General features: G+C 57.5%; 26 protein-coding genes, 1 tRNA gene and 1 pseudogene. 14 read left to right on the forward strand and 14 right to left on the reverse strand.

Features of this window, described 5'->3' with window-relative positions:
* Window positions 1–253, reverse strand: a pseudogene (locus C8029_RS00005) (helix-turn-helix transcriptional regulator); the annotation flags it as partial.
* 3 nt (window positions 254–256) lie between these two features.
* Complete coding sequence (locus tag C8029_RS00010; RefSeq protein WP_009571572.1) at window positions 257–931, reverse strand: RraA family protein; 675 nt, start codon at window positions 929–931, stop codon at window positions 257–259.
* Between the two features lie 105 nt (window positions 932–1,036).
* Between C8029_RS00010 and C8029_RS00015 the strand changes: the two genes are divergently transcribed.
* On the forward strand, window positions 1,037–1,912 hold the full coding sequence (locus C8029_RS00015) for a LysR family transcriptional regulator (protein ID WP_009571571.1): 876 nt from the start codon (window positions 1,037–1,039) through the stop codon (window positions 1,910–1,912).
* Between the two features lie 36 nt (window positions 1,913–1,948).
* Here the strand turns inward: C8029_RS00015 and C8029_RS22850 are convergent, their stop codons facing one another.
* A complete protein-coding gene (locus C8029_RS22850) occupies window positions 1,949–2,056 on the reverse strand; it encodes an ABC transporter ATP-binding protein (protein ID WP_349677503.1) in 108 nt (35 codons plus the stop codon).
* Between C8029_RS22850 and C8029_RS22855 the strand changes: the two genes are divergently transcribed.
* Window positions 2,047–2,292 carry an ankyrin repeat domain-containing protein gene (locus C8029_RS22855; RefSeq protein WP_349677502.1) on the forward strand — a complete coding sequence of 82 codons (246 nt, stop codon included), beginning with the start codon at window positions 2,047–2,049 and terminating at the stop codon, window positions 2,290–2,292. The two genes, C8029_RS22850 and C8029_RS22855, sit on opposite strands and share 10 nt — an antisense overlap.
* A gap of 151 nt (window positions 2,293–2,443) precedes the next feature.
* Here the strand turns inward: C8029_RS22855 and C8029_RS00025 are convergent, their stop codons facing one another.
* Complete coding sequence (locus C8029_RS00025; RefSeq protein WP_226946189.1) at window positions 2,444–3,148, reverse strand: winged helix-turn-helix transcriptional regulator; 705 nt, start codon at window positions 3,146–3,148, stop codon at window positions 2,444–2,446.
* A 46-nt stretch (window positions 3,149–3,194) separates the two neighbouring features.
* Here C8029_RS00025 and C8029_RS00030 point away from each other — a divergent pair, with 46 nt between their 5' ends.
* The 5 genes from C8029_RS00030 to C8029_RS00050 all read left to right on the forward strand — a co-directional run bounded on the left by C8029_RS00030 (window position 3,195) and on the right by C8029_RS00050 (window position 5,677).
* Entirely contained in the window at window positions 3,195–3,629 is a 435-nt protein-coding gene (locus C8029_RS00030; RefSeq protein ID WP_009571568.1) for a VOC family protein, read from the forward strand.
* Window positions 3,619–4,338 (forward strand): glutathione S-transferase family protein, encoded by a 720-nt coding sequence (locus C8029_RS00035; protein ID WP_009571567.1) that lies wholly within the window; start codon window positions 3,619–3,621, stop codon window positions 4,336–4,338. The genes C8029_RS00030 and C8029_RS00035 overlap by 11 nt, the downstream gene beginning before the upstream one ends.
* Window positions 4,335–4,688, forward strand: coding sequence for a DUF1428 domain-containing protein (locus C8029_RS00040; protein WP_009571566.1), 354 nt, complete (start codon window positions 4,335–4,337; stop codon window positions 4,686–4,688). The genes C8029_RS00035 and C8029_RS00040 overlap by 4 nt, the downstream gene beginning before the upstream one ends.
* 128 nt (window positions 4,689–4,816) lie before the next feature.
* Complete coding sequence (locus C8029_RS00045; RefSeq protein ID WP_009571565.1) at window positions 4,817–5,305, forward strand: VOC family protein; 489 nt, start codon at window positions 4,817–4,819, stop codon at window positions 5,303–5,305.
* A 15-nt stretch (window positions 5,306–5,320) separates the two neighbouring features.
* Window positions 5,321–5,677 carry a hypothetical protein gene (locus C8029_RS00050; protein ID WP_152001967.1) on the forward strand — a complete coding sequence of 119 codons (357 nt, stop codon included), beginning with the start codon at window positions 5,321–5,323 and terminating at the stop codon, window positions 5,675–5,677.
* Window positions 5,678–5,756: 79 nt separating this feature from the next.
* On the opposite strand, the gene C8029_RS00055 is transcribed toward C8029_RS00050, so the two are convergent.
* The 3 genes from C8029_RS00055 to C8029_RS00065 all read right to left on the reverse strand — a co-directional run bounded on the left by C8029_RS00055 (window position 5,757) and on the right by C8029_RS00065 (window position 6,735).
* A complete protein-coding gene (locus tag C8029_RS00055; protein ID WP_152001968.1) occupies window positions 5,757–6,080 on the reverse strand; it encodes a hypothetical protein in 324 nt (107 codons plus the stop codon).
* A 180-nt stretch (window positions 6,081–6,260) separates the two neighbouring features.
* Window positions 6,261–6,337, reverse strand: a tRNA-Arg gene (locus tag C8029_RS00060).
* Window positions 6,338–6,423: 86 nt separating this feature from the next.
* The gene (locus C8029_RS00065) at window positions 6,424–6,735 is read right to left on the reverse strand and encodes an ETC complex I subunit (protein WP_009571562.1); all 312 of its coding nucleotides are present in this window, start codon (window positions 6,733–6,735) and stop codon (window positions 6,424–6,426) included.
* A 546-nt stretch (window positions 6,736–7,281) separates the two neighbouring features.
* Here C8029_RS00065 and uvrB point away from each other — a divergent pair.
* Window positions 7,282–9,468, forward strand: coding sequence for an excinuclease ABC subunit UvrB (uvrB, locus tag C8029_RS00070; RefSeq protein WP_152001969.1), 2,187 nt, complete (start codon window positions 7,282–7,284; stop codon window positions 9,466–9,468).
* A gap of 592 nt (window positions 9,469–10,060) precedes the next feature.
* Here the strand turns inward: uvrB and C8029_RS00075 are convergent.
* Window positions 10,061–10,642, reverse strand: coding sequence for a rhodanese-like domain-containing protein (locus tag C8029_RS00075; protein WP_152001970.1), 582 nt, complete (start codon window positions 10,640–10,642; stop codon window positions 10,061–10,063).
* On the reverse strand, window positions 10,642–10,959 hold the full coding sequence (locus C8029_RS00080) for an antibiotic biosynthesis monooxygenase family protein (RefSeq protein ID WP_009571558.1): 318 nt from the start codon (window positions 10,957–10,959) through the stop codon (window positions 10,642–10,644). The genes C8029_RS00075 and C8029_RS00080 overlap by 1 nt, the downstream gene beginning before the upstream one ends.
* Before the next feature lie 413 nt (window positions 10,960–11,372).
* On the opposite strand from C8029_RS00080, the gene C8029_RS00085 reads away from it, so the two are divergent.
* Window positions 11,373–12,065: a response regulator transcription factor gene (locus C8029_RS00085; protein WP_152001971.1), complete on the forward strand. Its 693-nt coding sequence runs from the start codon at window positions 11,373–11,375 to the stop codon at window positions 12,063–12,065.
* Between the two features lie 84 nt (window positions 12,066–12,149).
* Entirely contained in the window at window positions 12,150–12,653 is a 504-nt protein-coding gene (locus C8029_RS00090; protein WP_152001972.1) for a pyridoxamine 5-phosphate oxidase, read from the forward strand.
* Window positions 12,654–12,728: 75 nt separating this feature from the next.
* Here C8029_RS00090 and C8029_RS00095 read toward each other — a convergent pair whose 3' ends face one another.
* The 3 genes from C8029_RS00095 to C8029_RS00105 form a co-directional block, all read right to left on the reverse strand.
* Window positions 12,729–15,017 (reverse strand): glycosyl hydrolase family 28-related protein, encoded by a 2,289-nt coding sequence (locus tag C8029_RS00095; RefSeq protein WP_152001973.1) that lies wholly within the window; start codon window positions 15,015–15,017, stop codon window positions 12,729–12,731.
* 200 nt (window positions 15,018–15,217) lie between these two features.
* A complete protein-coding gene (locus C8029_RS00100; protein WP_152001974.1) occupies window positions 15,218–15,613 on the reverse strand; it encodes a DUF4864 domain-containing protein in 396 nt (131 codons plus the stop codon).
* 78 nt (window positions 15,614–15,691) lie between these two features.
* Window positions 15,692–17,335 (reverse strand): lysine--tRNA ligase, encoded by a 1,644-nt coding sequence (locus C8029_RS00105; RefSeq protein ID WP_152001975.1) that lies wholly within the window; start codon window positions 17,333–17,335, stop codon window positions 15,692–15,694.
* Between the two features lie 231 nt (window positions 17,336–17,566).
* On the opposite strand from C8029_RS00105, the gene C8029_RS00110 reads away from it, so the two are divergent.
* Window positions 17,567–18,007 (forward strand): tellurite resistance TerB family protein, encoded by a 441-nt coding sequence (locus tag C8029_RS00110; RefSeq protein WP_009573521.1) that lies wholly within the window; start codon window positions 17,567–17,569, stop codon window positions 18,005–18,007.
* A 32-nt stretch (window positions 18,008–18,039) separates the two neighbouring features.
* On the opposite strand, the gene dacB is transcribed toward C8029_RS00110, so the two are convergent.
* Window positions 18,040–19,524, reverse strand: coding sequence for a D-alanyl-D-alanine carboxypeptidase/D-alanyl-D-alanine endopeptidase (dacB, locus tag C8029_RS00115; protein ID WP_152001976.1), 1,485 nt, complete (start codon window positions 19,522–19,524; stop codon window positions 18,040–18,042).
* 121 nt (window positions 19,525–19,645) lie between these two features.
* Entirely contained in the window at window positions 19,646–20,251 is a 606-nt protein-coding gene (locus tag C8029_RS00120; RefSeq protein ID WP_009573519.1) for a nicotinate-nucleotide adenylyltransferase, read from the reverse strand.
* A gap of 108 nt (window positions 20,252–20,359) precedes the next feature.
* Here C8029_RS00120 and C8029_RS00125 point away from each other — a divergent pair, with 108 nt between their 5' ends.
* From C8029_RS00125 to ettA, 3 genes are all read left to right on the forward strand, one after another.
* Window positions 20,360–21,235: a helix-turn-helix domain-containing GNAT family N-acetyltransferase gene (locus C8029_RS00125; RefSeq protein ID WP_009573518.1), complete on the forward strand. Its 876-nt coding sequence runs from the start codon at window positions 20,360–20,362 to the stop codon at window positions 21,233–21,235.
* A 66-nt stretch (window positions 21,236–21,301) separates the two neighbouring features.
* Window positions 21,302–22,684 carry a KAP family P-loop NTPase fold protein gene (locus C8029_RS00130; RefSeq protein WP_152001977.1) on the forward strand — a complete coding sequence of 461 codons (1,383 nt, stop codon included), beginning with the start codon at window positions 21,302–21,304 and terminating at the stop codon, window positions 22,682–22,684.
* Between the two features lie 70 nt (window positions 22,685–22,754).
* Window positions 22,755–24,410, forward strand: coding sequence for an energy-dependent translational throttle protein EttA (ettA, locus tag C8029_RS00135; RefSeq protein WP_152001978.1), 1,656 nt, complete (start codon window positions 22,755–22,757; stop codon window positions 24,408–24,410).
* Window positions 24,411–24,490: the final 80 nt, after the last annotated feature.

Raw genomic sequence — 24,490 nt, forward strand, 5'->3', positions numbered from 1 at the left:
GGTGGTAGCTCCACGAAAAAGGGCGGGTGATACCAGCGGCCACGTTTTGGACCGGATCCGTACGATAAAGCGCCTGCCCGCACCAATCCGCGACCAACCGCTCGGCCCCACCGCGGGCCTCGATCACATCCGGCAGCGCAAACTTGGCCGGATCAGAGGAAAACGGCGTCGCCGCATAATCATAGATTAGACCCAGTGCGCCCTCGGGACAGGCCGCAAAGGCCGCATCGACAAGCTGTGGGATCGACGCCATCACTTAGTCCTCCGAGAGCATGTGGCTGTCCACGATGGCGCTGGCCCCGGAGAGATCACCAATCCGCTGTCCCGCCTCAACGCCGGAAATCGTACGTTTGGTCAGCGCCAAAAGGGCGTCTGCCCGTGTCAAACTGTGTTCCAACTCCGTAGCGTGGATCGCCACGACCCCCAAAGCATCGGCGAGGATCGCGTCGCCTGCAAGAATCGGAACACCGCCGACAGACACGGGGCGATTAAGGGCGCCCCCTTGCCCTTGGAGCCGCGTGGTCAGAACCGAGGCCCCGCGACTAAAGACGGGTAAACCTATGGCGGCAAGTTCGTCCGTATCCGTGTGACAACCGTCGATGATCACAGCGGCGGCCCCCGCATTCAGGATCGCCCGTGCCACACCGCCGCCGAGGCAGGCCGCCGAGCGGTCCCCCCGGCGGTCGATCACCAGAATATCGCCGGGACGCAAAAGCCCGGTGGCGTGGTGCAACAAAGTTGAATCCAGCCCCGGCAGGCTCAGGGTGACAGCCGTCCCTGTGACGGTGCCCACGGGGAGCGCAGGTACCACGCCGGGATCAAGCACCCCCCGATCCAAGAAGTGTCCAAAGAGGACAGTCTCAAAGCGTGCGAGCCGCGACAAGAGCGGGCCGGAGACGGGAGTGGGCATGGGGTCGAGAGCATAGGTCATATCAGATTCCAGTTGATTTTTTCTATTACGCAATCGGATAGCCTTGCTCGTCCACCTGATTTACTTGATCATTGTGATAGAAAATCTTAATCACCGGAAACGCACATGCAAACCCACAGCCTTGAGACCTTCTTTTGGGTGTCCCGCCTGTCCAGCTTTCGGCGGGCCGCCGAGAGGCTCAATATTTCGCAACCGACCGTGTCTGCACGCATTCAGGGACTGGAGGAAGAACTGGGCGTGACGCTGCTTCACAGAGACCGAAGCCTGACGCTCACCGAGCAGGGGCACGAACTCTTGGATTATGCCCGCAAGGTTTTGCGTCTGACCGAGGACCTCTCCTTTCACAAAGGGGCGCTGCCTGTTGAGACGCGGCTGAGGATCGGGGCAAACGGGCCCGTGGCCGCGACGTGGTTGATGACGCTGGCGACGCGTCTTGAGCATGCCCAACCGAGCCTGCGCCTCGAAATTGAGGTCAATCAGTCGGCCACGCTGCTGCAACACCTCGCGACAGATCAGCTCGACCTTGCGTTCCTGTCCGAAGACCCGCAAGACCCGCGCCTTCGGCTCGAACGTATCGGCGCGTATAAAATGGTTTGGGTGGCAAAACCGGGTCTGTCGACCACTCGGCTGTCAGACACCGAACTCGGCACCTGTCCCATCATCAGCTATGGATGGCAATCGCCGATCCACGACCACACTCACGCGCCCGCCTTTGGCACCGCGCGGCATCGGCGTTTTCTGCACACCGACAGCCTGTTCATGATGATCCGTCTCGCCATAGAGGGGGCGGGCCTAGCCCTTTTGCCCCACGCTGCGATCTTACGCGAGCTGGCGGAGGGTCAGTTGGTCATCGTAGAGGTGGAAACCAAGGCGATCGACCTGCCCCTCCTCGCCGCCCGCCCCCGATCAAAGCGCAGCGCTCTTGCCGATCAGGCGTTGGCACTGGCCAAGACCCTGATGCCGCTGAATGTGAAAAACTAGGTCGCCACATTCGGCGTCAGCGCTTGTACGGTGACATCAATGCGCGCCGGGCACCGCGTCAAGCAAGGCCCGCGTGTAGGGGTGCGACGGCGCTGAAAACAGATCTCGCGGCTCGGTCTCCTCTACAATCCTACCTGTCTGCACAACACAAATCGAAACGATGTAGGCATGTAAAGGCCATCGTTGATCGCCATGTAGATATTGATGCGCAAGACGCGCTTGGTCGGACCGCATTGCATTCAGCAGCCAAGGTCGGAGCTGATCGATGCTTTGAAGTTCTTCTTGCCGCTGGTGCAAACCCTACACTCCAGATCTTCGCCGGTAAGACGCCAGCTATTTTTGCCGCCGAGTTTGGTTGGGCCACAATCTTCAAGATGTGAGTGGCATGCGCGGCATATGAAATGAACCGAGATGAGCTAACGGGAGCACACAAACTGGCGCAGGACTCAGCAGGAAATTTCAAGGCAAAGCGCAAAGCGCTTTATGCCTCTTGATATCGACGCGCGGCTTTTAACCATTTGGCGTTTATGCCTAATCGTACTTGGGTGGTAGGTTGAAGAGCGAGATGAACGTGCGAACCATATCCGGGGCACCCGTGATCTGCACGCCCACCGTTTCGGGGGCAGCTCCACCATAGAAGACCGCCGCAAGGGGGGGAGCAGCGGGAGCTTCGAACCGCAAGTCGGGTTCTCTCGCATTACCACGCATTACAGGCATCGCACCGTTGGCGAGCCGGGCGGTGAATTGCGCGGTCCCGATGGTGAAGAGCACCTCCGCCTCCATGTCCCGCGCCGCCTCGGCATCGAGCATCGTTCGCAGCGACAGCATGAAGGAAGCCGGTGACAGGGGAAGTGTCGGATCGTGCAACGGTGAGGCGGCGGCCCACCGGCCCAGTTCCTGAATGACCGGTTCCGCTGCATAGCCCCATTCGGTCAGGCCATAGAGCTGTGCAGGTGCAGGCTCGGGCGCGGTTGAACGCAGGACCACGTCGTTTGCCTCGAGCCCGGCAAGCCGTTCGGTCAGCACCTTGGCACTGATCCCCGGCAGGTTTGTGCGAATGTCGCTGAAGCGCCGCGGCCCGAACATCAATTCGCGCACGATCAGAAGCGACCAGCGTTCTCCCAGAAGCTCAAGGCCGAAAGCCGTGCCGCAGGCATCGCCGTACCAGCGGCCATGGGGGCTTTTCGCCGATTTGGTTTCATTTTGTAACGTCATGGTTGCTTTTTGTAATCTCATTCTCATAGCCTGTCCATATCGACGACGCGACTCAGGAGGAAACGCGATGTCACAGATAATCTTCATAAACCTGCCGGTGGCAGACCTTGAACGTTCCATGGCGTTCTACGAGGCGATCGGTTTCACCAAGGACACCAGGTTTACCAATCACCTCGCTGCGAGCATGGCTTTATCCGACGAGATCCGGGTGATGTTGCTGACCCATGAGTTATGGTCGAGCTTCACCGACCGGCGCCGGGTGGACCCCGCGTCCGAAGCGCAGGTGTTGCTTTGCATCAGCCGTACGGATCGTGAGGCGGTGGATGCCATTACCGCCGCCGCCGTGGCTGCGGGCGGTGCGGGCGATCCCTGCCCGGCGCAGGATCACGGGTTCATGTACGGGCGCAGCTTTGCCGATCCCGACGGTCACATCTGGGAGCCCATGTGGATGAGCGCCGAGGCGGTCGAAAAAGGGCCGGCCGAGATGTCCCATGCCGGTTAAGGCGGACGCCCCGATCACGATCACCGCCTTCGACTGGGTGCCGGATTTCGCCAGGGGGCAGGTGCGTGACCTGCGTGTTCGCTGGGCGCTGGAAGAGGTCGGTCAGGATTACGCCGTTCGCTGTCTTCCGCAGGGGCAGCAGAAGGAGGCAGCACACCGTGCCCTGCAACCGTTCGGGCAGGTGCCAACCTACGAAGAGGGCGACCTGACGCTGTTCGAAAGCGGCGCCATTGTCTGGCATATCGCCGGGCGGTTTCCCGGCCTCATGCCCGAGGACCCCGCCGGTAGGGCGCGGGCGCTCGAATGGCTTTTCGCCGCGTTGAACACGTTGGAGCCGCCAATCATGGATCGCTCCATGGCGACGATCTTCGAGGCCACCGAACCCTGGTCGGCACCGCGTTTGCCGGGGATCGACACGCGGATCGAAGAACGGTTGCAGGAGGCGTCGGATCGGCTCGGGGCGGCGGAGTGGTTCACGGGTCGCTTCAGCGCGGGTGACCTGATGATGGTTAGCGTTCTTCGGATCATCGAAGGCGAAGGGTTGATCGAAACCTTCCCCAATCTCGCCGACTATGTCGCGCGGGGCACCGAACGGCCCGCCTTTCAGAGAGCATTAGCCGCGCAGATGGCGGGTTTCACGGGTAATCCGCCGCCCGGTTTCGACGCATGGATGGCGGAGTTTCAAGCCATACAAGGAGAGACGACATGACCTATATTGCCGGATTCCTCACCCCCGTCCCGAACGGGAACAAGGAGGCTTATATCGAAAGCGCCCGCAAGGCCTGGCCGCTTTTCAGGGAGTACGGAGCCTTGCAGATCATGGAAACCTGGGGCGATCAGATCCCCGAAGGCAAACACACTGATTTCAATCGCGCGGTGGCCCTGAAGGACGGTGAATCGGTCTGCTTTTCGTGGATGATCTGGCCGGACAAGGAAACGCATGACAAATGCGGCGCCAGCATGCAGACCGACCCGCGCTGGCAGGACATGGACATGCCCTTCGATGGCAAGCGCATGATGTGGGGCGGCTTTACCCCGATATTCGAGGACACCGCCTGAACCGTGATCGATGCAAGGGCTGGCGAATTGATGGGCTGGAGTTCTGACAGGGTGTAAAACGGGTCTCGCAGATAGCTGCGTGACACTCCGATGCACTGTCCCGACCGCCCTTTGAAAGGAGAAAGACGATGACGAAACGAAAGGCTGCCGTGTTCCTCTGGTTCGATACCGAGGCCGAAGCGGCGGCGGAGTTCTACGCCGCCACCTTCCGGGACAGCCATGTGGACAATGTGATCCGCGCGCCCGAAGGGACGCCGAGCACGCCAGCCGGGACCGTTCAGGTGGTCGAGATGACCCTTCTCGGCCTGCCTTATGCGCTGCTCAATGCCGGTCCGCATGTGCAGCCCAACGATGCCTATTCGCTGCAGGTCTATACCGAGGACCAGGCCGAGACGGACCGGCTCTGGGATGCCATCGTGGGTAACGGCGGAGAGCCCATCATGTGTGGCTGGTGCAAGGATCGCTGGGGCTATCGTTGGCAGATCACTCCGAGAGTCCTGATGGAGGCGCTGTCGCACCCGGACCGGGCCGCTTCGGCCCGCGCACAGGCCGCGATGATGGAGATGCAGAAGATTGACATCGCGGGCATCGAGGCAGCGTTGCAGGGCGCGACCTGAGAAATGAGGTCACAAATGCCCCGAATTATCCGCAGCCCGGATTGCGGGAACTCTCCGAAGAATGGCTTCGTTGAAGATATCGCGATCGCCCTGGAAACCGGCATATGCGACCCAGAAACCTTCGATCCAGCGGTAACCTGGGAGAGCACATCCACCCGGCAGATCGTGGGGAGAACAGCCGTTCTGGAGGCCCTGTCAACTGAACATGCGCCGGCGAAGGTTATCGTCGAATATGCGATCTCCCACGGTAGGGTTGGCGCTGCGAGCGGAGAGGTGATCCGGGCGAATGGCGAGACGTCCCGCTTCTGTCACGTACTCGAGTTCACGAGCCTCCGAGCCAATCATGTCGCGAGAGTAAAAAGCTATGATTGATTGTCCAGATCTTTGCTTTGTCCCACACGCGGACCTTGGCACTTCCAGTGCATGCTGCACGAGGTCACGGACAACCGCTTCAGGGAAGCCGCATCGCAGCGTTGACCATCCCGGCTAAGGTCAGCTCTGGGTCGATCTCGCCGGAGTTGAGGAGGATGTCGTAAATGGACAGTAGTCTAAGCCAACAGGGTTTCTCAAAACTTCGAAGGATGCCGATGAACTCGTCGCGTGTGCCGAATAGGGCTACCAAGCTTTCGTAGTCCGCCGCGGAGAAGTGGACCAACTGGCCCCGAAGCCAGAGGTCCGGCGTTCCACCGAGAAAATGGTGCCAGCAGCAGCCTTTGGACGCAGCATCGGCCTGCGGGGAGGTGGGACTTTTCTGGCTTTCGTCGAGGATGGTCAAACTCCAGCGCAACTGAGCGCGCATCCACGGACAGGGCAGATGCGCTTCTATCTCTCTCCCGAGAATATCGCCTCATTCCACGCACGTTTCTTGACGACTCAGAGCATCGCTTTGGAAACGGGCCAGCGTCTTAACAGTGTGCTTGCAGCGCTGAAGGCCGTTGGCGTCATACGGAAAAAATGGCGATCCCGGGAGGACTCGAACCCCCAACATCCTGATTAGAAGTCAGGTGCTCTATCCAGTTGAGCTACGGGACCGTGGCTCTTTGATAACGGTTCGAAAAATGGTTCGCAAGCCTGAGCCATCTTCCTATTCAACTGTTATCGTTCGTCTTTTCAAAAGATCAGTGCGACCAAGGCTCGCGGCGGTTGGTTGCGAAGTTTTCGCCATAGCCGCCGGGACGCACCACGGGGGCGCGGGTTTTGGGCTCTTGCACGACATAATCGAGACCATGATGATCGGCATAGGCGACGGCGGCCTCTTTGCTGTCAAAACTCATGCGCACCTGGGCCTGAGTATCATTGGAAGACGTCCAGCCCATCAACGGGTCGATGTCGCGCGCCGATGCGGGCGCGTAGTCGAGAAGCCAATGTTTGGTCTTACCCTGCCCGGATTGCATAGCATTTCGGGCGGGCTGATAGATACGAGCGCGCATCGGGAGACTCCTTTTTGCCTTGCTGCCTTATCCCCGTTTCCGTGCGCCGTTTCAAGCCCTTCGCACATCTGCCGCCACGGGAACGAATAGGTAGCGCGGCTCAGGCGAGAGCGGTTGCACACAAACCAAGCAAAACCCGCCCACTTAAAGACAAGAGGGCGGGCTTGGAGGGGGTGACTGCCCAGCCAAGGGTGGAGAGCGAGGGGTGGGGTGGGTGGTGCACCCAAGGCCGGGACAGTCTGTTCTGCTGCTTGCACAATCAGACTAGGAGCCACACCGGCCATACGCAAGGACTAATATCCTTAGGGTTGTTTTTAATCTCATAAAAATCTCCTTAAAGTGGTAACTTTTTTATTAACCCTTCCGTAGTGCCCCCACGGAGCCGCACAAAACCCACCGTTCTGCCGAGCGAGGCTTGAAAGGTGAACAAAAAGGGATCATTTATGCACCTTAACGCATCTCGAAAACGCATCTCGAAAGAGGCCTTGCCGCAGCTTGCTTTTGAAATGCTCACGAAACGGAATGGACGCCAAGGAGTTCCGCCCAATGCCAATGGACACGCCAATCCTGCACAGCCCGAACCCGGAACTAAAACTGCGCCCGAAATTGGAAGGCGGCAAACGGTTTGTGTTGCACAGCGATTTTGAGCCCTCGGGGGACCAACCGACGGCAATCAAAGAGCTGTCAAACGGGTTGGATGCGGGCGACCGTGATCAGGTGCTGTTGGGCGCGACGGGCACGGGCAAGACCTTTACCATGGCAAAGGTGATCGAGGCAACGCAACGCCCGGCGATCATCCTGGCCCCGAACAAAACCCTCGCCGCCCAGCTTTATGGCGAATTCAAAGGGTTTTTCCCGGAAAATGCCGTCGAATATTTCGTCTCCTACTATGACTATTACCAACCCGAAGCCTATGTCGCGCGCTCCGATACGTTCATCGAAAAAGAAAGCCAGATCAACGAACAGATCGACCGGATGCGCCACGCCGCAACGCGCGCGCTTTTGGAGCGCGACGACGTGATCATCGTGGCCTCCGTGTCCTGCATTTACGGTCTGGGGTCGCCCGAGCTTTACATGGCGATGACGATGGATTTGGAGGTCGGCAAGGAGTACGACCAGCGTCAGATCATGGGCGATTTGGTCGAACAACAATACCGCCGCAACGATCAGGCGTTTGAGCGTGGCTCGTTTCGGGTGCGTGGTGACAGTCTTGAGATTTGGCCCGCTCACCTGGATGACCGGGCGTGGAAACTATCGTTTTTTGGCGAAGAATTGGAGGCGATCACCGAATTTGATCCGCTCACCGGCAAGAAAACCGACACATTCGACCAAATCCGCGTCTATGCCAATTCGCATTATGTGACGCCGAAAAAGACGATCAAACAGGCGATCCAAGGCATCAAGAAAGAGCTGCGGCTGCGGCTCGACCAGTTCAACAATGAGGGCAAACTTTTGGAAGCGCAGCGGTTGGAGCAGCGTACCAATTTCGATCTTGAAATGTTGGAGGCCTCGGGGTTTTGCAACGGGATCGAGAACTATTCACGTTATCTGACGGGCCGCGCGCCGGGTGAGCCGCCCCCGACCCTGTTCGAATTTATCCCCGACAACGCCATTGTGTTTGCTGATGAGTCCCATGTCTCCGTGCCGCAAATCGGCGGCATGTATCGCGGTGACTATCGACGCAAATTTACGCTTGCGGAACATGGGTTTCGCTTGCCGTCCTGTATGGACAACCGGCCCTTGAAATTCGAGGAATGGGACGCGATGCGACCTCAATCGGTGTTTGTGTCCGCAACCCCGAAAGACTGGGAATTGGAACAGTCGGGCGGCGTGTTTGTCGAACAAATCATCCGCCCCACCGGGCTTTTGGACCCGGTGATCGAAATCCGTCCGGTGGACACGCAGGTCGATGATCTGATGCATGAGGCCAAACGCCAAGCGGCCAAGGGCAACCGGGTTTTGGTCACGACGCTGACCAAACGCATGGCCGAAGACCTGACCGAATACCTCCACGAACAGGGCGTGCGGGTGCGCTATATGCACTCCGATATTGATACGATCGAGCGGATCGAAATCCTGCGCGATCTGCGGCTTGGGGCGTTTGACGTGCTCGTCGGGATCAACCTGTTGCGCGAGGGGTTGGACATCCCGGAATGCGGGCTTGTGGCGATTTTGGACGCCGACAAAGAGGGCTTTTTGCGCTCTGAAACCTCGCTGATCCAAACCATCGGCCGCGCCGCGCGCAACGTCGAGGGCCGGGTGATTTTATACGCCGATAAAATCACCGGCTCGATGGAACGCGCCATGGGGGAAACCGAACGGCGCCGCGACAAACAGATCGCCTATAACAAGGCCCACGGCATCACCCCCGCGACGGTCAAAAAGAACGTAGAGGATATTTTGGCCGGTCTGTACAAAGGCGACGTGGACATGAACCGCGTCACCGCGACGGTCGACAAAGCGCAGGCCGGACAGAATTTGCAAGCCGTGTTGGACGGGCTGAAATCCGACATGCGCAAGGCGGCGGAGAATTTGGAATTCGAAGAAGCGGCCCGCCTGCGCGACGAAATCAAACGACTGGAAACTGTCGATCTGGTGCTGCACGACGACCCCATGGCGCGGCAAACTGCAGTGGACCAAGCGGTCGAAGGCGCGAAGGCCGCGAGTGGTCGGAGTACCGCTGGTCGTGGCGGGATGCGTGGGGGGAATGCTGGACGGCGGGGGAAGAGGTGAGAGACTAAGTTGCAAAGCTTGCGCGTTTAACGCAAATATACCCGCATTTGATGAAACGGGGGCTTTATGCGTTATCTACCTATTCTCGCTCTAACAATACTCACCGCCTGTAGTGGTACAATGACTGGCCAAGTGCGCGGCACTGGGGAGAAAGTTCAAATAAACTTCGAAGAGACATGGGTTTTACCAGTTACACCACTCAAATCGGTACTGAAAACTTCTCTGGGAAAGCTGTTCCAGATGGAGCCACTACGTATACTGCATGGGGCCCAGATATGACTCCGATTTACGGCAGCGGCGGCACGAATAAAGTCATAGCAGTATTACTTGGCGACCAAGGTAGCTCATTGAATTGTCAGATGCGCTACGCAGATTCTATGCTCATCACAGCATCAGGGGGCGTCGGCGTGTGCAAGCACTCTAACGGTCAAACCATAGATATCGTCTGGTAAACCAAAGCACCCGGCCCGAGGGCTGGTGCGTGAAACGCGCCCACCGTCACGCCAAGGCGTGCTTTCAGCACTAAGGGGCGGGTCGGGCGCGTTCGGACACGCCAAAGCATGTCCGATTGGCCGAACTCTACAGGTAGCACTTACCCGCCCGTCACCGTCAGCCCGAGCATCCGCCAGACCTGCATGCCGCCGCGGTAGTAGAAAATCTTCTCCGCCGGGAAACCTGCTTCGATCATGCGGCGTGCGGCGGTGGGCGACTGGCCGCACCATGGGCCGTTGCAATAGAGCGCAACGGTTTTGACCTGATCGCCCTCGCAGATGAAGCCTTCGAAATCCGGTTCACAGCCCAACTCGCCCAGCCGATCCGCCGCCTCCGTGTAGGGCATATGCACTGCGCCCGGAATGGCGCCGCCGTCGAAATCCGGTTTGACCCGGCTGTCGAGCACCATGGCATTCGGGTCCTGCAACATCGCCATGAGTTCCAATTCGCCAATGGTGGTCACACCCGGCGCTGGATTCATCGGTTGAATGCAGAAATTCGGACAAGGCCGGGAGGTCTGCGCCCATGTGCCGGAGAGTTCATTGGCATTGTCCTGAATGCGCGAAATCTCCATTGGACCGGAGGGGGTTTCGACCGTGATCGCCATCGTGTCGGGGGTGATCCCGACAGGCTCCGCGAACGCTGCCCCAGCCATGAGGCTCATAATGATCGCCAAACGCATTAATACACTCCTTCTACTTCATACATGACGGGTTCAAATGTCTTGCACATGCCATTGATCACCCGGTTGCGTTTGCGCATCTCGTCGGTGCGCAACATCGCCTGATAATCCTCGCGCTTGGTCCATTGTGAATAATTGGCGATCCGGGTTTGGGCGTCATTGATATGAAGCGCCGCCGAAATGAACCCCGGCTGTTTGGAAATCACCTCCGCATAGGCGGATTGAAGCGCTTCCATCAGGTCATGCGCTGAACCGGGCGTGGTTTCAAATGTGGTTATGACGGTTTGACAGGCGTTGTCTTTGGAAATCGTTGGCATTGGATCCTCCCTGATCTGTCGCTGCGATCTGATATAGCCTAACACGAATATATCAGGTTTTAGCAACAGAGCTGTGGAGAATCATGACGCACAGGGGCGAAACTGAAACTGCGGGCATGGCATTTTGCGACGCCAGTTAGGCCCGGTTAACCACGGTTTTTGGACCATTCTCCCCATAGCTTCCCCCCTCTCGCCCCACCTCTGCCGCATTCCATGATATGCGCCGTGTTTTTTCGGATTTTCTTTTCTTTTCAGTCATTAACCATAACAAATCCTTGCCAAAGCCCCATCCAAATTAGCTAAAATTCAATCAACCTCACAACAGCGCGGCCAAAAGCCCGCGACAGTCGTCCAGAACGGACCCATCTGCGCCCCCGAATGCCAAAGGGCGGCGAACAACAAAAGGGTCGAATATGCGTGTACTTCTCTCTGAAACGAACTGGAATTCCATGGCGGCCGCAGCTGGTCTCGTTGACGCCGGTCTTTTGGTGACGCGGGTCAATGACGGGCGCGAAATGATAGATTTTGCCGAATTTGGCGAACAAAGCGCCATCGTGCTTGATCTCGACATGCCGGACATGGACGGGTGCAAATTGATCGAACATATGCGTCAGCGCAACTCTTTGATCCCGATTTATGTTTTGAGCGAAACCGAGCGTTGGGACGTACGCAAAAAGGCCTATGCCATGGGGGCCGACGATGTGATTTACGGCCCGGTCAATGCCGCGGCCCTTGCCGCACAAATCAAAGCCGCCGTACGCCGCACGGCGGGCTATTCAAGCAAAGACCTGACCATTGGGCCGCTGATCCTCGACACCCATCACGGCATCGCAACCCTGAATGGGCGGGCGCTGCATTTGACGCGCAAGGAGTATGAAATCCTTGAAATGCTGTCGCTGCATCGCGAACGGTTGGTGACGCGTGAGGCCTTTATGAACCACCTCTATGCTTGGGATGATGAACCCGATGCGCGGATCATCAACGTCTATCTCAGCCGCATTCGCCAACAGATTGAGCTGAGCGGCGGCGAACCGGATATGGTGCAAACGGTTTGGGGGCTGGGGTACCGGATCGTCTCGGAACCTGCCACTCGACAGGCCGCCTAGGGGCTGACATCTCCCTCTTGAGAACAACCGCCGCGCCGCCATATTCAAGATTGGCGGCGCGGCGGTTAGAGGCTAGACAGGGGTATGACACAAGATGCCCCCTCCCCTTTTCGTGACACAGATGATGCGGCCCGGCGCTTGGCACAGGACGTGATTGGCGCGGCACGGCTCGCCGCCCTGGCTGTGCTTGACCCAACCACCGGTGCGCCGCATGTCACGCGCATCGCCTTTGGCTTGGCGCAGGATGGCACTTGGATGACATTGATCTCGGAGTTGTCGGCTCACACCCAGGCGCTCAGGACCGACATCCGCGCCGGGCTTTTGCTTGGCGAAGCGCCGAGCAAAGGCGATCCTTTGGCCTTCCCGCGTCTTTCTGTCTGTGTCGATGCTCATTTTGTGTCCCGAGACGATCTGCGTCATCGCGACCTGCGCGCTGCCTGGCTTGGCCATCACCCAAAGTCAGCGCTCTATGTCGATTTTGCCGATTTTTCCTTTGTCACCTTCACACCGCTCTCTGCGGATTTGAATGGCGGTTTTGGCAAAGCATATCGGTTGAGCGCCGCCGATCTCACACCGGTTCAAACATAAAATACCGGGCAGCCACAACCGCCCGGTCCATTTCTTTATACCACACACTGCTGGAATCGGGACTTAAACCGGGGCTTAAATCGGGCGATCCATACGTGAAATCATGTTCACCGTGCCCTTCGTCGCCTCAGGGAAGGTCAGGCGGATCTGATTTGACGACGCGCCATAATTGACCGTCACATAGGGGGTGTGGAACACGGTTTCGCCCGTCGCATTCGTCACCGCATTGCGGAACACAAGGCTTTCCACCCCGCGCGCCCAGCCATCAAATGGCAAATAGGCAGACGGGTCCAAAACCCAATTGGTTGCTGCTGTGCCTTGCGTAAACTCAAGCGCCGCCGGGTTGATGGTGTTCTGGCTGACGCCGTTGAAGGTGTTGGCCTCAAAGGTGATGTTGCGCATCATGTTATAGTCCAAAGTCGCAAAGGTCGTATCGACTTTATCCACCCGGTCGATATAGCCATTGATCGACTTGAAACTGTTGTTCTGAACCGACAGGCCCTGGATGAAATGCCCCGGACCATAGGGTTTGACCACGATCCACGAGAACCAGCTTGCACAGTCGCTCGCGGTGAAAATATTGCCCGTGATCGTCAAGCCACCAAAGGAGAACTCGGAATTGAAATCCGGGGTTGCATCATGCTCGTTGGTCATTTCGATAAACGAGTTATCAACGTAGTTGCCGGTGACGATCGAGTTCACATTCGGATAGGTAAAAACCAAGCCGGCCTTGCGTGGGCTGTCTGAGTCATTGTCGCCTTGGAACCAATGGTTGCCGACAAACATATGACCAGTGCCGTAACAAATCGCGGTATGGCCAAAGCGCTGAAACCGGCTGTCGCGAATTTTCGAGTCATTGGCATTTACGTTGAAGGCAATCGACTGACGATCCTCTGCGCGCAGCGCTTGTTCGTTAGACACAAAGGAACAGCGGTCAATATGCAAATCCTGACAGCCCTCCCCAATCGAGGTCACGCCCCGGTTCAGCGGCGATTTGACATGGCAATCTTTGAGTTGGAAATTGTTGCCCGACGGCGCCAGCATCACCGCAGAAGAATGACCGTTGCACAGGAATTCCACATCAGAAATCTGAAACTGGGACAGTTTCGACAGACCGGAAAAATCCAGCGCATATTTGAACCGCGTGAACGTATAGGTCTGGGTCGCATTCGGCGCATAAAGCGGTTGGCTCAAGGTCAAGGTCTGCGCCCCAACATTGACCGCTTGAACGTAAACTTCGCGGCCAACCCCTGTCCCGGTCACAAGGCTGCCGACCTTGATGTTGGCGATGTTTGTCACATTGGACATCTGGCGCGGCGAGGCGGCATTGTAGCTGCCCGCTGAGGTCATCACCTCAACGTCCCAATTGCTTGAGGCTTGGATGTTGATTTGACCGTTGCGGATCACCCGGCGCACCTCCAAAGTGCTCGCCCCGGAAACCACGGCCACATCAATCGGTTCGTCGATTTCAATCCGACGACCGCACAGATCGAGGCTGTCGTGATCCGAGTAGTAAAACAGTGCCTGAATCGCCTTTTTAAACCCCAAAACTTCGTCGCCAAACGCATCAATATAGGTGTTGAGGTGAAACCCATGGCGCAGCGTCAAACGTGCTGTGTCTGGCATCGTGACCGTGCCATCAAACACCACTTCATTGATCATGGAAACCGTATCGGAGATGTAATACACCCCCTCCGGCACAAGAATCTGACGCCCATCCGCCGCCGCATTCGCCGCATTAAAGGCGGCTTTGCAATCGGTCACACCGTCGCCCACCGCGCCAAAATCGCGAATGTCGATGCGCCCGGAACTGTCGCCGAGGAAATAGGAGGTGACATCCTCGATCACGATGTCCTCGATCCGAACTGTGCCGCCATTGGCCCCCGTCAAATCCAAACCAAAATGACCGTAAACCGCATCAAGCCCCCAAGGCATGTCTACGCCGCCACGCGCACCAGAGCCGACAATGGCCGTCACTTCGACCACCTCACCATAGGCCGTCAGCGCCACAGTGGACCCGACCTCCGTCAGTCCCGCCACATGGGCAAAGCTGCTGTCCCCGGCCCAGCCCGCAATCCGCACAGAGGGCAAATTGCCCGAAATCGCCTTCACTTTTGCGGTGATCTGTAGATACATCCCCGGCAAAAGCGGCGTTTCGCCCATAAAACGCAATTTCGTCGTCGTGGTGTTTTTGACGATTTCCAGACAGCCGCCGAAATCCGCATCCGCTGCGACCAGAGCCGCGTTTGCAGCCCCGTCATAGGTCGCCGAGCCCGGCGTGCCGTTCTCGCTGGACCAAACGTTTAAACCGTTCGCAAAAGCTGGCGGCATCAGCGCCAGCCCGTCAGTAATGGCCTTGTTCATCCGAACCCCTTTCACATCATTCAATACATGCGCGACCGGTGCCCGCCGCACCCTCACGGTGCGCCACGCCTCTCATGGTCTCTCGTCATGGAAAGTCCGGGCGCATGACCCGAGATGTGAAAGCTCTACAGCAGCGAAGTTAACCCCGCTGTTAACCCTGCGCACGGCTCAATTTGCCCCCGCGCAACGCACGTCCTCTCTCAAACGGCAACATCGGCCACGTCAATCGGGCGCACCCCGTTCACCTTCCAACCGGCGTCCGTTTCAATCATGTCGTATTCATAGCCCTGCGTTTGACCCGTCTGATCGGTGACAATCACCGTCTGAATCACCCGCCCGTCTTGCACCATGTTCATGCCAAACCGCACCGTGGCGTTGTTCCAAATCGGGCCGTAGCCCTGTTCTACGATATGGGCAAAACTGCGCGGGTCGACAAACTGGCCTTGGATCATTGGGCTGGCATACTCCCACGCCGTCCCGACATCGCGCTTTTGAAACGCCTGTAGTTGATCCGAAATCACATCCGTCATTTCGTCGGCCACAGCTACAAGCGGGGCAAGGCCCAGAACTGTTGCGGTGATCAGTGCTTTAAACATGTAAAACCCTCCGTCTGTCTGCTGATCTTACGCAGCCAAACGAAGGGTTGGATCACATTTACGTCACGTGTCGTGGACTTAGGCCAACTCGCCCGCCAATCCTTTGGCGATCAGATCAATGGTTTCATTGACGCCATAGAGCGCGGCAAAAGAGCCAAAGCGCGGGCCTTCGGACTGACCCAAAAGCACCTCGTAGAGCGCCTTGAACCAGTTGCGCAGGTTGTCAAACTCGTGGTTTTTGCCCACGGCAAAGACCACCGATTGCAGGAAATCCCCATCGGTGAAATCCGCCTCTGGCAGTGGCTCATCCACGCCATCCGCCGCGTTTTTCTTGGCAATCTCGGACAAAGCCAATTCCGCCGACCCAAAGGCCGCCATCAAATCCGTCATCGCCGCCCGCTCTTGCTCGGTCGGCACGCGGAAGGTCTTTTCAGGCTTCACAAAGTCATTGTAGTACCGCACGGCATAGCCCGCCGCCGCATCCAATTGCGGGTGGGTTTCAGCCGTCGCTTCTGGTGCATAGCGTTTGATATAGCCCCAAAGCTGATCCTTGTCCTCGGCCCCCGCCACAGAGGCAAGGTTGAGCAACATGGTGAACGGCACAACCATATCAGAGGCCGGCACATCCGCGCCGTGGATGTGAAACACCGGGTTGTTGGCGCGTTGGGTGACGTCCTGTTTGGCATAGGCGCGAAGCTGTTGGTGATATTCATCCATCGCCCGCGGGATCACATCAAAATGCATACGCTTCGCCGTTTTGGGCTTTTGATACATGAAATAGGACAGGCTTTCAGTCGAGGCATAGGTCAGCCATTCGTCGATGGTCAAACCATTGCCCGACGATTTCGAAATTTTCTGACCGCTCGAATCCAGGAACAATTCGTAGGTGAAATGCTCCGGCTTTTTCCCGCCCAGAATTTCACAAATCCGGTCATAGATCGGCGTGTTGGTGCTGTGGTCCTTGCCATACATTTCAAAGTCCACACCCAGCGCCGCCCAGCGCGCGCCAAAGTCCGGTTTCCACTGCAGTTTCACGTTGCCGCCCGTGACCGGAAGGGTCCATTCACGACCCTCTTCATCGTCAAAGGTGATGGTGTAGTCGTCGCGATTGACCGATTTCATCGGCACATAAAGCACCCGCCCCGTTTCCGGGTGGATCGGCAGGAAAATCGAATAGCTCGCCGCGCGTTCGTCGCGCAGCGATTTCAACATCACCGCCATCACCTCATCATACTTGTCGACGGCGCGTTTGAGCACCTCGTCAAACCGACCCGATTTGTAAAACTCCGTGGCCGAATAAAACTCATATTCAAAGCCAAACGTGTCAAGGAACCGCCGCAGCATCGCATTGTTGTGATGACCAAAGCTCTCAAACTCGCCAAACGGATCGGGTACAGAGGTCAGCGGACGCTGCGCGTTCTCTTTCAACATCTCTTGGTTCGGCACATTGCCCGGCACTTTGCGCATCCCGTCCATATCATCGGAGAAACAAATCAGCCGGGTCGGGATGTCGGAAATCACCTCAAAGGCGCGGCGGATCATCGTTGTGCGCAAGACCTCGCCAAAAGTGCCGATATGCGGCAAACCAGACGGCCCATAGCCGGTCTCAAACAGCACAAATCCCTTCTTGTCCTTGGACTGCTCATAGCGCTTGAGTACCTTGCGCGCCTCTTCAAAGGGCCAGGCTTTCGAACTCATACCAGCGTCACGCAGGTCAGACATGGGGACAATCCTTATATCATTTGACAGCAGGCATCGGCGCAGAGGCCGCCCGCAAACTCGTCGTCTATTGCCAGTCGCGCCAAGGGTCAAGAATTACTGGGCAATGCGCGGCGTAATCCTCTGCATTTTCCCACCGCCACGCCCCGCCCGATCAGAACAAGACTTGCCCCCACCCACGCCCCGCCTATCCTTCCTCCAACTGCCTTTGGCCCCCTATGAAAAGACCGTTCGATGACCGATATGCCCCATTCCCTTACACCGCAGGACTGCCTCGTCGCGGTCATGATCGCGCAATCCATGTCTGACGAAAACATCCGCACGGCGGAATTGATCACGATCGAGAATATCGTCAACCACCTGCCAATCTTTGCCGATTATGATCCAGACCGGATCAAACTGGTCTCCTCAACCGTCTTCGACCTCTTCTCCGAAGAAGACGGCCTTGACGCGCTTTTCGGCCTGATCCGCGATAACCTTCCGGGCTATCTGTTTGAAACCGCTTATGCCTTGGCCTGTGATGTGGCCGCCGCAGACGGCCACACCTATGAGGCCGAGTTGCGCTTGTTGGAAGAGATCCGCTACGAACTCACCATCGACCGCCTCCATGCCGCCGCCATCGAACGCGGTGCCCGGGCGCGCTATGCTGTGGTTCACGAAACAGAAAACGCCTGAGCTGCGTCTTTTCAAACCCGCTTTACAACAGCCTAGCTCTGATACGCCGCTGCCCAGCGCGCAATCAGCGCCTGTTGTAGTTTCTTTGCACCTGCATTGAAGCTCCTCGCCCCCCGCGGCACGTCCTGACCCGACAGTTTCGCGGCCTCGCGCTTTGGCACATCTGCGGCAAAAATCGCAAAGGCCATCCGCTTGCCCCCCGGTGCCTCAAGATACCCGGCCAATGTGGACACAAAATCCAGAGTCCCGGTTTTGGCGACCACTGACGCCGGCGCATCCTTGATCACCTCACCCTGCGCATTCTTCATCGGAATCGGTTTCAAAAGCGGCGCAAGTGTTGCCTCAACGCCGGGCGTCGTCAACATATGTACCATGTCAGACGCGGATATCTGTGACGCCCCACCGAGGCCGGAATGATCCACAAAAGACATATGCCGCAAGCCGAACCGTGCCTGCGCCCATTCGGTCATCGCCTGCGCCGAGGCCTGCAAAGACACCGGCTTTACCCCTCGTGCCTGTGTGGTCAAAAGCCCCAAAACCTCTGCGGTCAAATTGGTCGAATATTTCAACATATCCTTTACAATCAAACTCATAGGGGCACTCTCAAGGCGAGAAATCTCGGCAGCCTCAGGGACGACATTTGCCCGCTGCGCCTGTGGCAATCGCAGGCCCAGCTGCGCAGCAACCGTCTGAAACACTTCGCCCGCATAGAGCGTAGGCAAACGCACCGGCAACCACCGCGCCCCGCCGGTGCCAAGTGCGGAACGCGCCACCGTCCATTCGTCCCGCCCCTGCCCCGGCTCGTGATCAAACACCGGCTGGTCGCGCTGCGCGACCCGCATCTGGGCAATGCGCACATCAGGGGCAAATTTTGCGGCGCGCGCGTCCATTTTAAGGCTGTAATCCTCGCCCTGACGCCGCCATTCGAAATGCACCCGATTGTAATTCAGGTTCAGCCCGGTGATCGCCGGATTATAGCCCGCATATTCGGTCTGCGCCCCGTCGATCTGTTCAATCCGCGGCAGGGCACCATCATGGACCAAAAACCGCCCAGACACGCCCGAAATTCCAGCCTCGCGAAGCTGGGTCGCCAACCGTGCCAGCGCATCCGTGTCGAGGGTCGGATCGCCGCTGCCGATCAAAATCAAATCGCCCTGCACCACGCCATTGCTGATCGGGCCTGTCGCCAAAACCCTCGTAATAAACCGAAAGTCAGGCCCCAAATGTTCAAGCGCATATAGGCTCGTCACCGTTTTCGCCACCGAAGCCGGCGGCAGTCGCAACAGCGGACCGCGCGCCTCCAGCATCTCGCTTTGCGCCACATGCGCCACGGCAAAGGCGACCTCCCCCGACAGGCCCGCCCGCTCGACAAGCGCATCCCCCGTTGGAAGCCCCTGCTTATGGAGATCAAGCGGACGCGGCTTCGGAATCGGCGAGACCATCGTCTCTTGCCCAAACGCCCCTCCGGCCACACCGCCCAAAAGCAGCCCAAGTATCGCACGTCTGTTCAGACTCATACCCCAATCTCCCCTGATAAACCGGAGTTAACCCTGTGGCAGAGATCCGAGCAAGACGGGAAAACGTGACCCGGGTCAGGCGTTGCAAAATCGCCCGCATAAAGTCATTGCCAGCAAGCGCTCAGGCCCCGCCCCACTCGCCATTTGCCCGGATTTCGCTTGAGGACGCATCTGACATCGGCACATTGATAAAACACCAACTGGGGGCACCACGTCGCCCCAAAAGCCGTGAAGCCCGCGCCGGAAGCTTTGCATAGTCAAAGGTTTGGGCCGCCACCGAATTGCGCGCTGCCCCGCGCGTGCCGGGTCGGGCGATCACCCCCACAGGCGTTGTCGCCATAATGCCTTGCCAATCTTGCCAAAGATGAAACTGGGCGAGGTTATCCGCCCCCATCAGCCAGACAAAGGTCACACCGGGATAGAGCGCTTTCACCGCATCCAGCGTGGCCGCCGTATAGCGGGTTTTGGTGTGACTCTCGAGATCGGTGATCACGACACGCGGGTGATCCATTATGGCACGGGCATGGGCCAACCGCTTGTCCATCGCCGCCGGACCTTTTGATTTCAATGGGTTGCCGGGACTGACCAGCCACCACACCCGATCCAAGTCGAACCGTTTGAGCGCCATTTTGGTAATATGCACATGGCCCTCATGCGCGGGATCAAACGATCCCCCGAGCAGGCCAATCACTTGACCCGGACGAGCATATGGCAGGTCATACCGCATGACGTCCTGAATGGCGGTAAGGTAGGCGGCTGTCAATCTGTCTGACTTGACAGACGAAATTACCTGACTAAAGTCAGAAAAAATATCAGACCAAGGTCAGCTTTTAAAATGCCTCTCACTCCCGTTGCCCGCATCCGCCGTCTTAACCGCGCCGTTACCACCGAAACCGGGGCGTTGGACCATAGCTTTCTGGGACGCGGACGTCCGCTTGGCGCCGCGCGCGTGCTCAATGCCATTGGCCCAATGGGCCGATCCATCTCAGACATTCGCGATTTTTTAGGCCTCGACACCGGCCTTTTAAGCCGCCTTTTGCGTGGTCTTGAGGACGAAGGCCTGATCCATGTCTCTGAGGACAAACACGATAAACGCCGCCGTTTCGCGGTTTTCACCCCCAAAGGCCACGCCGAATACGAGGCCTATGAAACCCTCTCCAATGATCGCGCCCAAGCCCTCATCGACCGTCATCCCAACCCAGAGGCCCTTTTGGCCGCGATGGATTTAGTCGCCTCCGCCTTGGGCCGAGACCGGATCGAAATCGTTGAAATCGACCCGGAGCACCCTATCGCATTCCATTGCCTGCACTCTTATTACAGCGAATTGGCCGCGCGGTTTTCCATGGGATTTGACCCGTCCGAAGCCGCCCCTTTGGATGCCTCTGACATGCGCCCACCACGCGGCATATTCTTGGTCGCGACATCCGACGGTCTGCCCTCCGGCTGTGTCGGCCTCAAAGGCACCGACAAAGGATATGCGGAAATCAAACGCCTCTGGGTCGCCCCTTCCGCGCGCGGACTTGGATTGGCCAAACGCCTGATGAGCGAGGCAGAATCCCACGCACGCGCCTTGGGCATCACTACACTGCGCCTCGACACCAACTCCGCTCTGCCAGAAGCCACCAACCTCTACCACCGCACCGGCTGGACCGAGATTGAGCGGTTCAACGACGATCCCTACCCGGATTTGTTCTTTGAAAAGCGGGTGTGAGGCTGGACCTCTCTTTATGAGTTCCCATAGACTACATCCGATATTTCGAGCATCGGAGCATTTTCTATGAGTGGTCAGCGCCTAACCGTCCCGGAACCAAAAATTGAGCTTTACACGGATGGCTTTGAAGCTGCCTCAGATCTAGGCCGAACTACGGATGGCAAGAAACTCTCTGATCTTGTTGAGAAAATTGAAGAGCCGATGGTCATCGCAGTTGATGCCCCATGGGGAGCAGGAAAATCGGTGTTTTTGAAATGCTGGGTGGGCGCACATGTGAGGGACAACGGCGGCTCGGCAAACACCGTCTATTTTGATGCGTTCAAAGAGGACTATCTGGATGACCCTCTAGTATCGCTTGTCCGGACAGTTTCAAAGCGCATTGAAGGTCTTACGCCTGACGACGACAACGACGAGAGTGAGAAAACGCGGGTTCAAAAGCTCAAAGAGAGCGTAAGAAAAGCCAAGGTGTTCGCCCCGGCTCTCGGACGCGCAGCACTGCGCCTTGGTGTTGCAGCAGGAACCGCAGGGCTTATTCGAAACATCAACGACATCGCAGAGTCGGTTCTTGACGAAGCGGCCAAACAAGGCGCGAAGGAACTCGACAATGCAATCGGCACATTCTGGCAAGCTGAGGAGGCCAGAGCCGACGCAATGGAAGGGTTTCGCACCTACCTAACCGACCTCGCCGCCGAGCAAAAACTCATCATTGTCGTGGACGAGTTGGACCGCTGTCGGCCGGATTACGCTCTGAACCTGCTGGAAGTGATCAAACATTTCTTCAACGTCCCGAACGTGCATTTCGTATTGGGTGTGAACCTGACGGAATTACAGAACTCCGTACGGGCGCGGTATGGAGCGGGCGTGAATGCGGGGCTGTATTTGCAAAAGTTTGTGACAGTGACTATGCGTCTGCACGATCAAGAAAGTACTCTCTCCTTAAAGAAAAGCTACTTTGAGAAACTTTGTAACCAATTCGGAATGCAACAAAACGGACCATTTCACATCGCAAGCACCTACCTAAACCTTGCCTCTGACTCCAGTTCCACGACCCTGCGCGGCTTACAGCATTTCACCCGATCTCTCATCATTAGTCCATCATGTTGGGATGAGTGGGGCGACAGGAAAATCAACAGAAACAAAGAAATACTGCGTGTCGGCCTCCTGTTCCTAAACGCATTTTATCCTCAACTCATATCCCGCCTCAAACAAGAACAACTAACCTACGAAGATGTAGCTAAGGTTCTTCATCTGCCCGATCCTCGTGAAGCAAACGGCTCAAAAGAACAGACAACGGTCGCTTGGATGCTTTGTTTCCAATCCCAAGGAGATTTGGGATTCTTTGAAGAATACTATCAAAGCAATACGAATACTATGCTGGGAAGTTTCGACTATTCGACCCTAATTTACCTATGGGACAACTACGCCAGCGCTTTCCAGTTGAGCCGATAGCCCCTTCCCATCCCCCCCTCTCCCACGCTAAACCACCCCAAACCTATTCCCTCCCAAAGGAGCCCGCACAATGGCAGCCTATCAATACGTCTATTTCATGGACGGCGTGTCCAAGACCTATCCCGGCGGCAAGAAGGTGTTTGAAAACATCCGCCTGAACTTCCTCCCCGGCGTAAAAATCGGTGTGGTCGGCGTCAACGGCACTGGTAAATCCACCCTCATGCGCATCATGGCGGGCCAAGACAAAGACTTCCAAGGCGAAGCTTGGGCCGCTGAGGGCGCCAAAGTCGGCTATCTGCCGCAGGAGCCGGAACTTGATCCGTCGCTCGACGTGCGCGGCAACGTGATGCTGGGCGTGGCAGAGAAAAAGGCCATTCTGGATCGCTACAACGAATTGGCGATGAACTATTCGGACGAGACCGCCGACGAGATGGCCAAGCTGCAAGACGAGATCGACGCGCAGAACCTGTGGGACCTCGACAGCCAGATCGACATCTCGCTTGAGGCCCTGCGCTGCCCGCCCGATGACGCCGATGTCACGACACTGTCCGGTGGTGAAAAACGCCGCGTGGCCCTGTGCAAACTGCTTCTTGAAGCCCCCGACATGTTGCTCCTTGACGAACCGACCAACCACCTGGACGCCGAAACCATCGCCTGGCTGCAACAGCACCTGATTGATTACAAAGGCACAATCCTCATCGTCACCCACGATCGCTATTTCCTGGATGACATCACCGGATGGATTCTCGAACTCGACCGTGGCGCGGGCATCCCCTACGAGGGCAACTATTCTGCGTGGCTTGAACAAAAGGCCAAACGCCTGTCGCAAGAGGCCCGCGAGGACAAATCCAAGCAAAAGACGCTTGAGCGCGAACTCGAATGGATTCGCCAAGGCGCCAAAGCCCGCCAAGCCAAACAAAAGGCCCGGATCAACGCCTATAACGAACTCGCCAGTCAATCCGAGCGCGAAAAAGTCGGCCGCGCCCAGATCGTCATCCCCAACGGTCCGCGCCTTGGCTCCAAGGTGATCGAGGTCAACGGGCTGAAAAAACACATGGGCGACAAGCTTTTGATCGAAGACCTGTCCTTCTCCCTGCCGCCCGGCGGCATCGTCGGCGTCATCGGTCCCAACGGCGCGGGTAAAACGACGCTGTTCAAAATGCTCACCGGCCAGGAACAGCCGGACGAGGGTACGGTCGAATATGGCGACACGGTCAAACTGTCCTACGTCGATCAGAACCGCGACGATTTGGACCCGAAAGCCAACGTGTTTGAAGCCATCGCCGACGGTCAAGACATCATCAAACTCGGCGACGCCGAAGTGAACGGCCGCGCCTATTGTTCGACCTTCAACTTCAAAGGCGGCGATCAACAGAAAAAGGTCGGCATCCTCTCGGGCGGCGAACGCAACCGCGTCCACCTCGCCCGCCTGCTCAAATCCGGTGGCAACGTCTTGCTCCTCGATGAGCCGACCAACGATTTGGACGTCGAGACCCTCCGCGCTTTGGAGGACGCGCTCACGGATTTCGCGGGCTGCGCCGTGGTCATCTCCCACGACCGTTTCTTCCTCGACCGCATTTGCACGCATATTCTGGCGTTCGAAGGCGATGCCCATGTCGAATGGTTCGAAGGCAACTTCGAGGATTACGAAGAAGACAAGAAGCGGCGGTTGGGGGCTGAGGCGCTTGAGCCGAAGCGGATGAAGTATAAGAAGTTTAGTCGGTGAGTTTTACAAAGGCGCCTTCGGGCGCCTTTGTTTATCCACGTGCGCGAGACAGCGGGTTTACTCAGCAAACCCGCTGTCTC

The sequence above is a fragment of the Roseobacter sp. TSBP12 genome, from assembly GCF_009129705.1.
GTDB classification, from domain to species: Bacteria; Pseudomonadota; Alphaproteobacteria; order Rhodobacterales; family Rhodobacteraceae; genus Celeribacter; species Celeribacter baekdonensis_A.

Coding starts and splice junctions, on each gene's coding strand:
- C8029_RS00010 (WP_009571572.1), bottom strand. CDS start 931: ATGACCTATGCTCTCGACCCCATGCCCACTCCCGTCTCCGGCCCGCTC.
- C8029_RS00130 (WP_152001977.1), top strand. CDS start 21,302: ATGAGTGGTCAGCGCCTAACCGTCCCGGAACCAAAAATTGAGCTTTAC.
- C8029_RS00015 (WP_009571571.1), top strand. CDS start 1,037: ATGCAAACCCACAGCCTTGAGACCTTCTTTTGGGTGTCCCGCCTGTCC.
- dacB (WP_152001976.1), bottom strand. CDS start 19,524: ATGAGTCTGAACAGACGTGCGATACTTGGGCTGCTTTTGGGCGGTGTG.
- C8029_RS00110 (WP_009573521.1), top strand. CDS start 17,567: ATGACCGATATGCCCCATTCCCTTACACCGCAGGACTGCCTCGTCGCG.
- C8029_RS00090 (WP_152001972.1), top strand. CDS start 12,150: ATGACACAAGATGCCCCCTCCCCTTTTCGTGACACAGATGATGCGGCC.
- C8029_RS00125 (WP_009573518.1), top strand. CDS start 20,360: ATGCCTCTCACTCCCGTTGCCCGCATCCGCCGTCTTAACCGCGCCGTT.
- C8029_RS00030 (WP_009571568.1), top strand. CDS start 3,195: ATGTCACAGATAATCTTCATAAACCTGCCGGTGGCAGACCTTGAACGT.
- C8029_RS00085 (WP_152001971.1), top strand. CDS start 11,373: ATGCGTGTACTTCTCTCTGAAACGAACTGGAATTCCATGGCGGCCGCA.
- C8029_RS00100 (WP_152001974.1), bottom strand. CDS start 15,613: ATGTTTAAAGCACTGATCACCGCAACAGTTCTGGGCCTTGCCCCGCTT.
- ettA (WP_152001978.1), top strand. CDS start 22,755: ATGGCAGCCTATCAATACGTCTATTTCATGGACGGCGTGTCCAAGACC.
- C8029_RS00080 (WP_009571558.1), bottom strand. CDS start 10,959: ATGCCAACGATTTCCAAAGACAACGCCTGTCAAACCGTCATAACCACA.
- C8029_RS00065 (WP_009571562.1), bottom strand. CDS start 6,735: ATGCGCGCTCGTATCTATCAGCCCGCCCGAAATGCTATGCAATCCGGG.
- C8029_RS00040 (WP_009571566.1), top strand. CDS start 4,335: ATGACCTATATTGCCGGATTCCTCACCCCCGTCCCGAACGGGAACAAG.
- C8029_RS00095 (WP_152001973.1), bottom strand. CDS start 15,017: ATGAACAAGGCCATTACTGACGGGCTGGCGCTGATGCCGCCAGCTTTT.
- C8029_RS00075 (WP_152001970.1), bottom strand. CDS start 10,642: ATGCGTTTGGCGATCATTATGAGCCTCATGGCTGGGGCAGCGTTCGCG.
- C8029_RS00045 (WP_009571565.1), top strand. CDS start 4,817: ATGACGAAACGAAAGGCTGCCGTGTTCCTCTGGTTCGATACCGAGGCC.
- C8029_RS00025 (WP_226946189.1), bottom strand. CDS start 3,148: ATGAGATTACAAAAAGCAACCATGACGTTACAAAATGAAACCAAATCG.
- C8029_RS00035 (WP_009571567.1), top strand. CDS start 3,619: ATGCCGGTTAAGGCGGACGCCCCGATCACGATCACCGCCTTCGACTGG.
- C8029_RS00105 (WP_152001975.1), bottom strand. CDS start 17,335: ATGTCTGACCTGCGTGACGCTGGTATGAGTTCGAAAGCCTGGCCCTTT.
- uvrB (WP_152001969.1), top strand. CDS start 7,282: ATGCCAATGGACACGCCAATCCTGCACAGCCCGAACCCGGAACTAAAA.
- C8029_RS00120 (WP_009573519.1), bottom strand. CDS start 20,251: ATGCGGTATGACCTGCCATATGCTCGTCCGGGTCAAGTGATTGGCCTG.
- C8029_RS00050 (WP_152001967.1), top strand. CDS start 5,321: ATGCCCCGAATTATCCGCAGCCCGGATTGCGGGAACTCTCCGAAGAAT.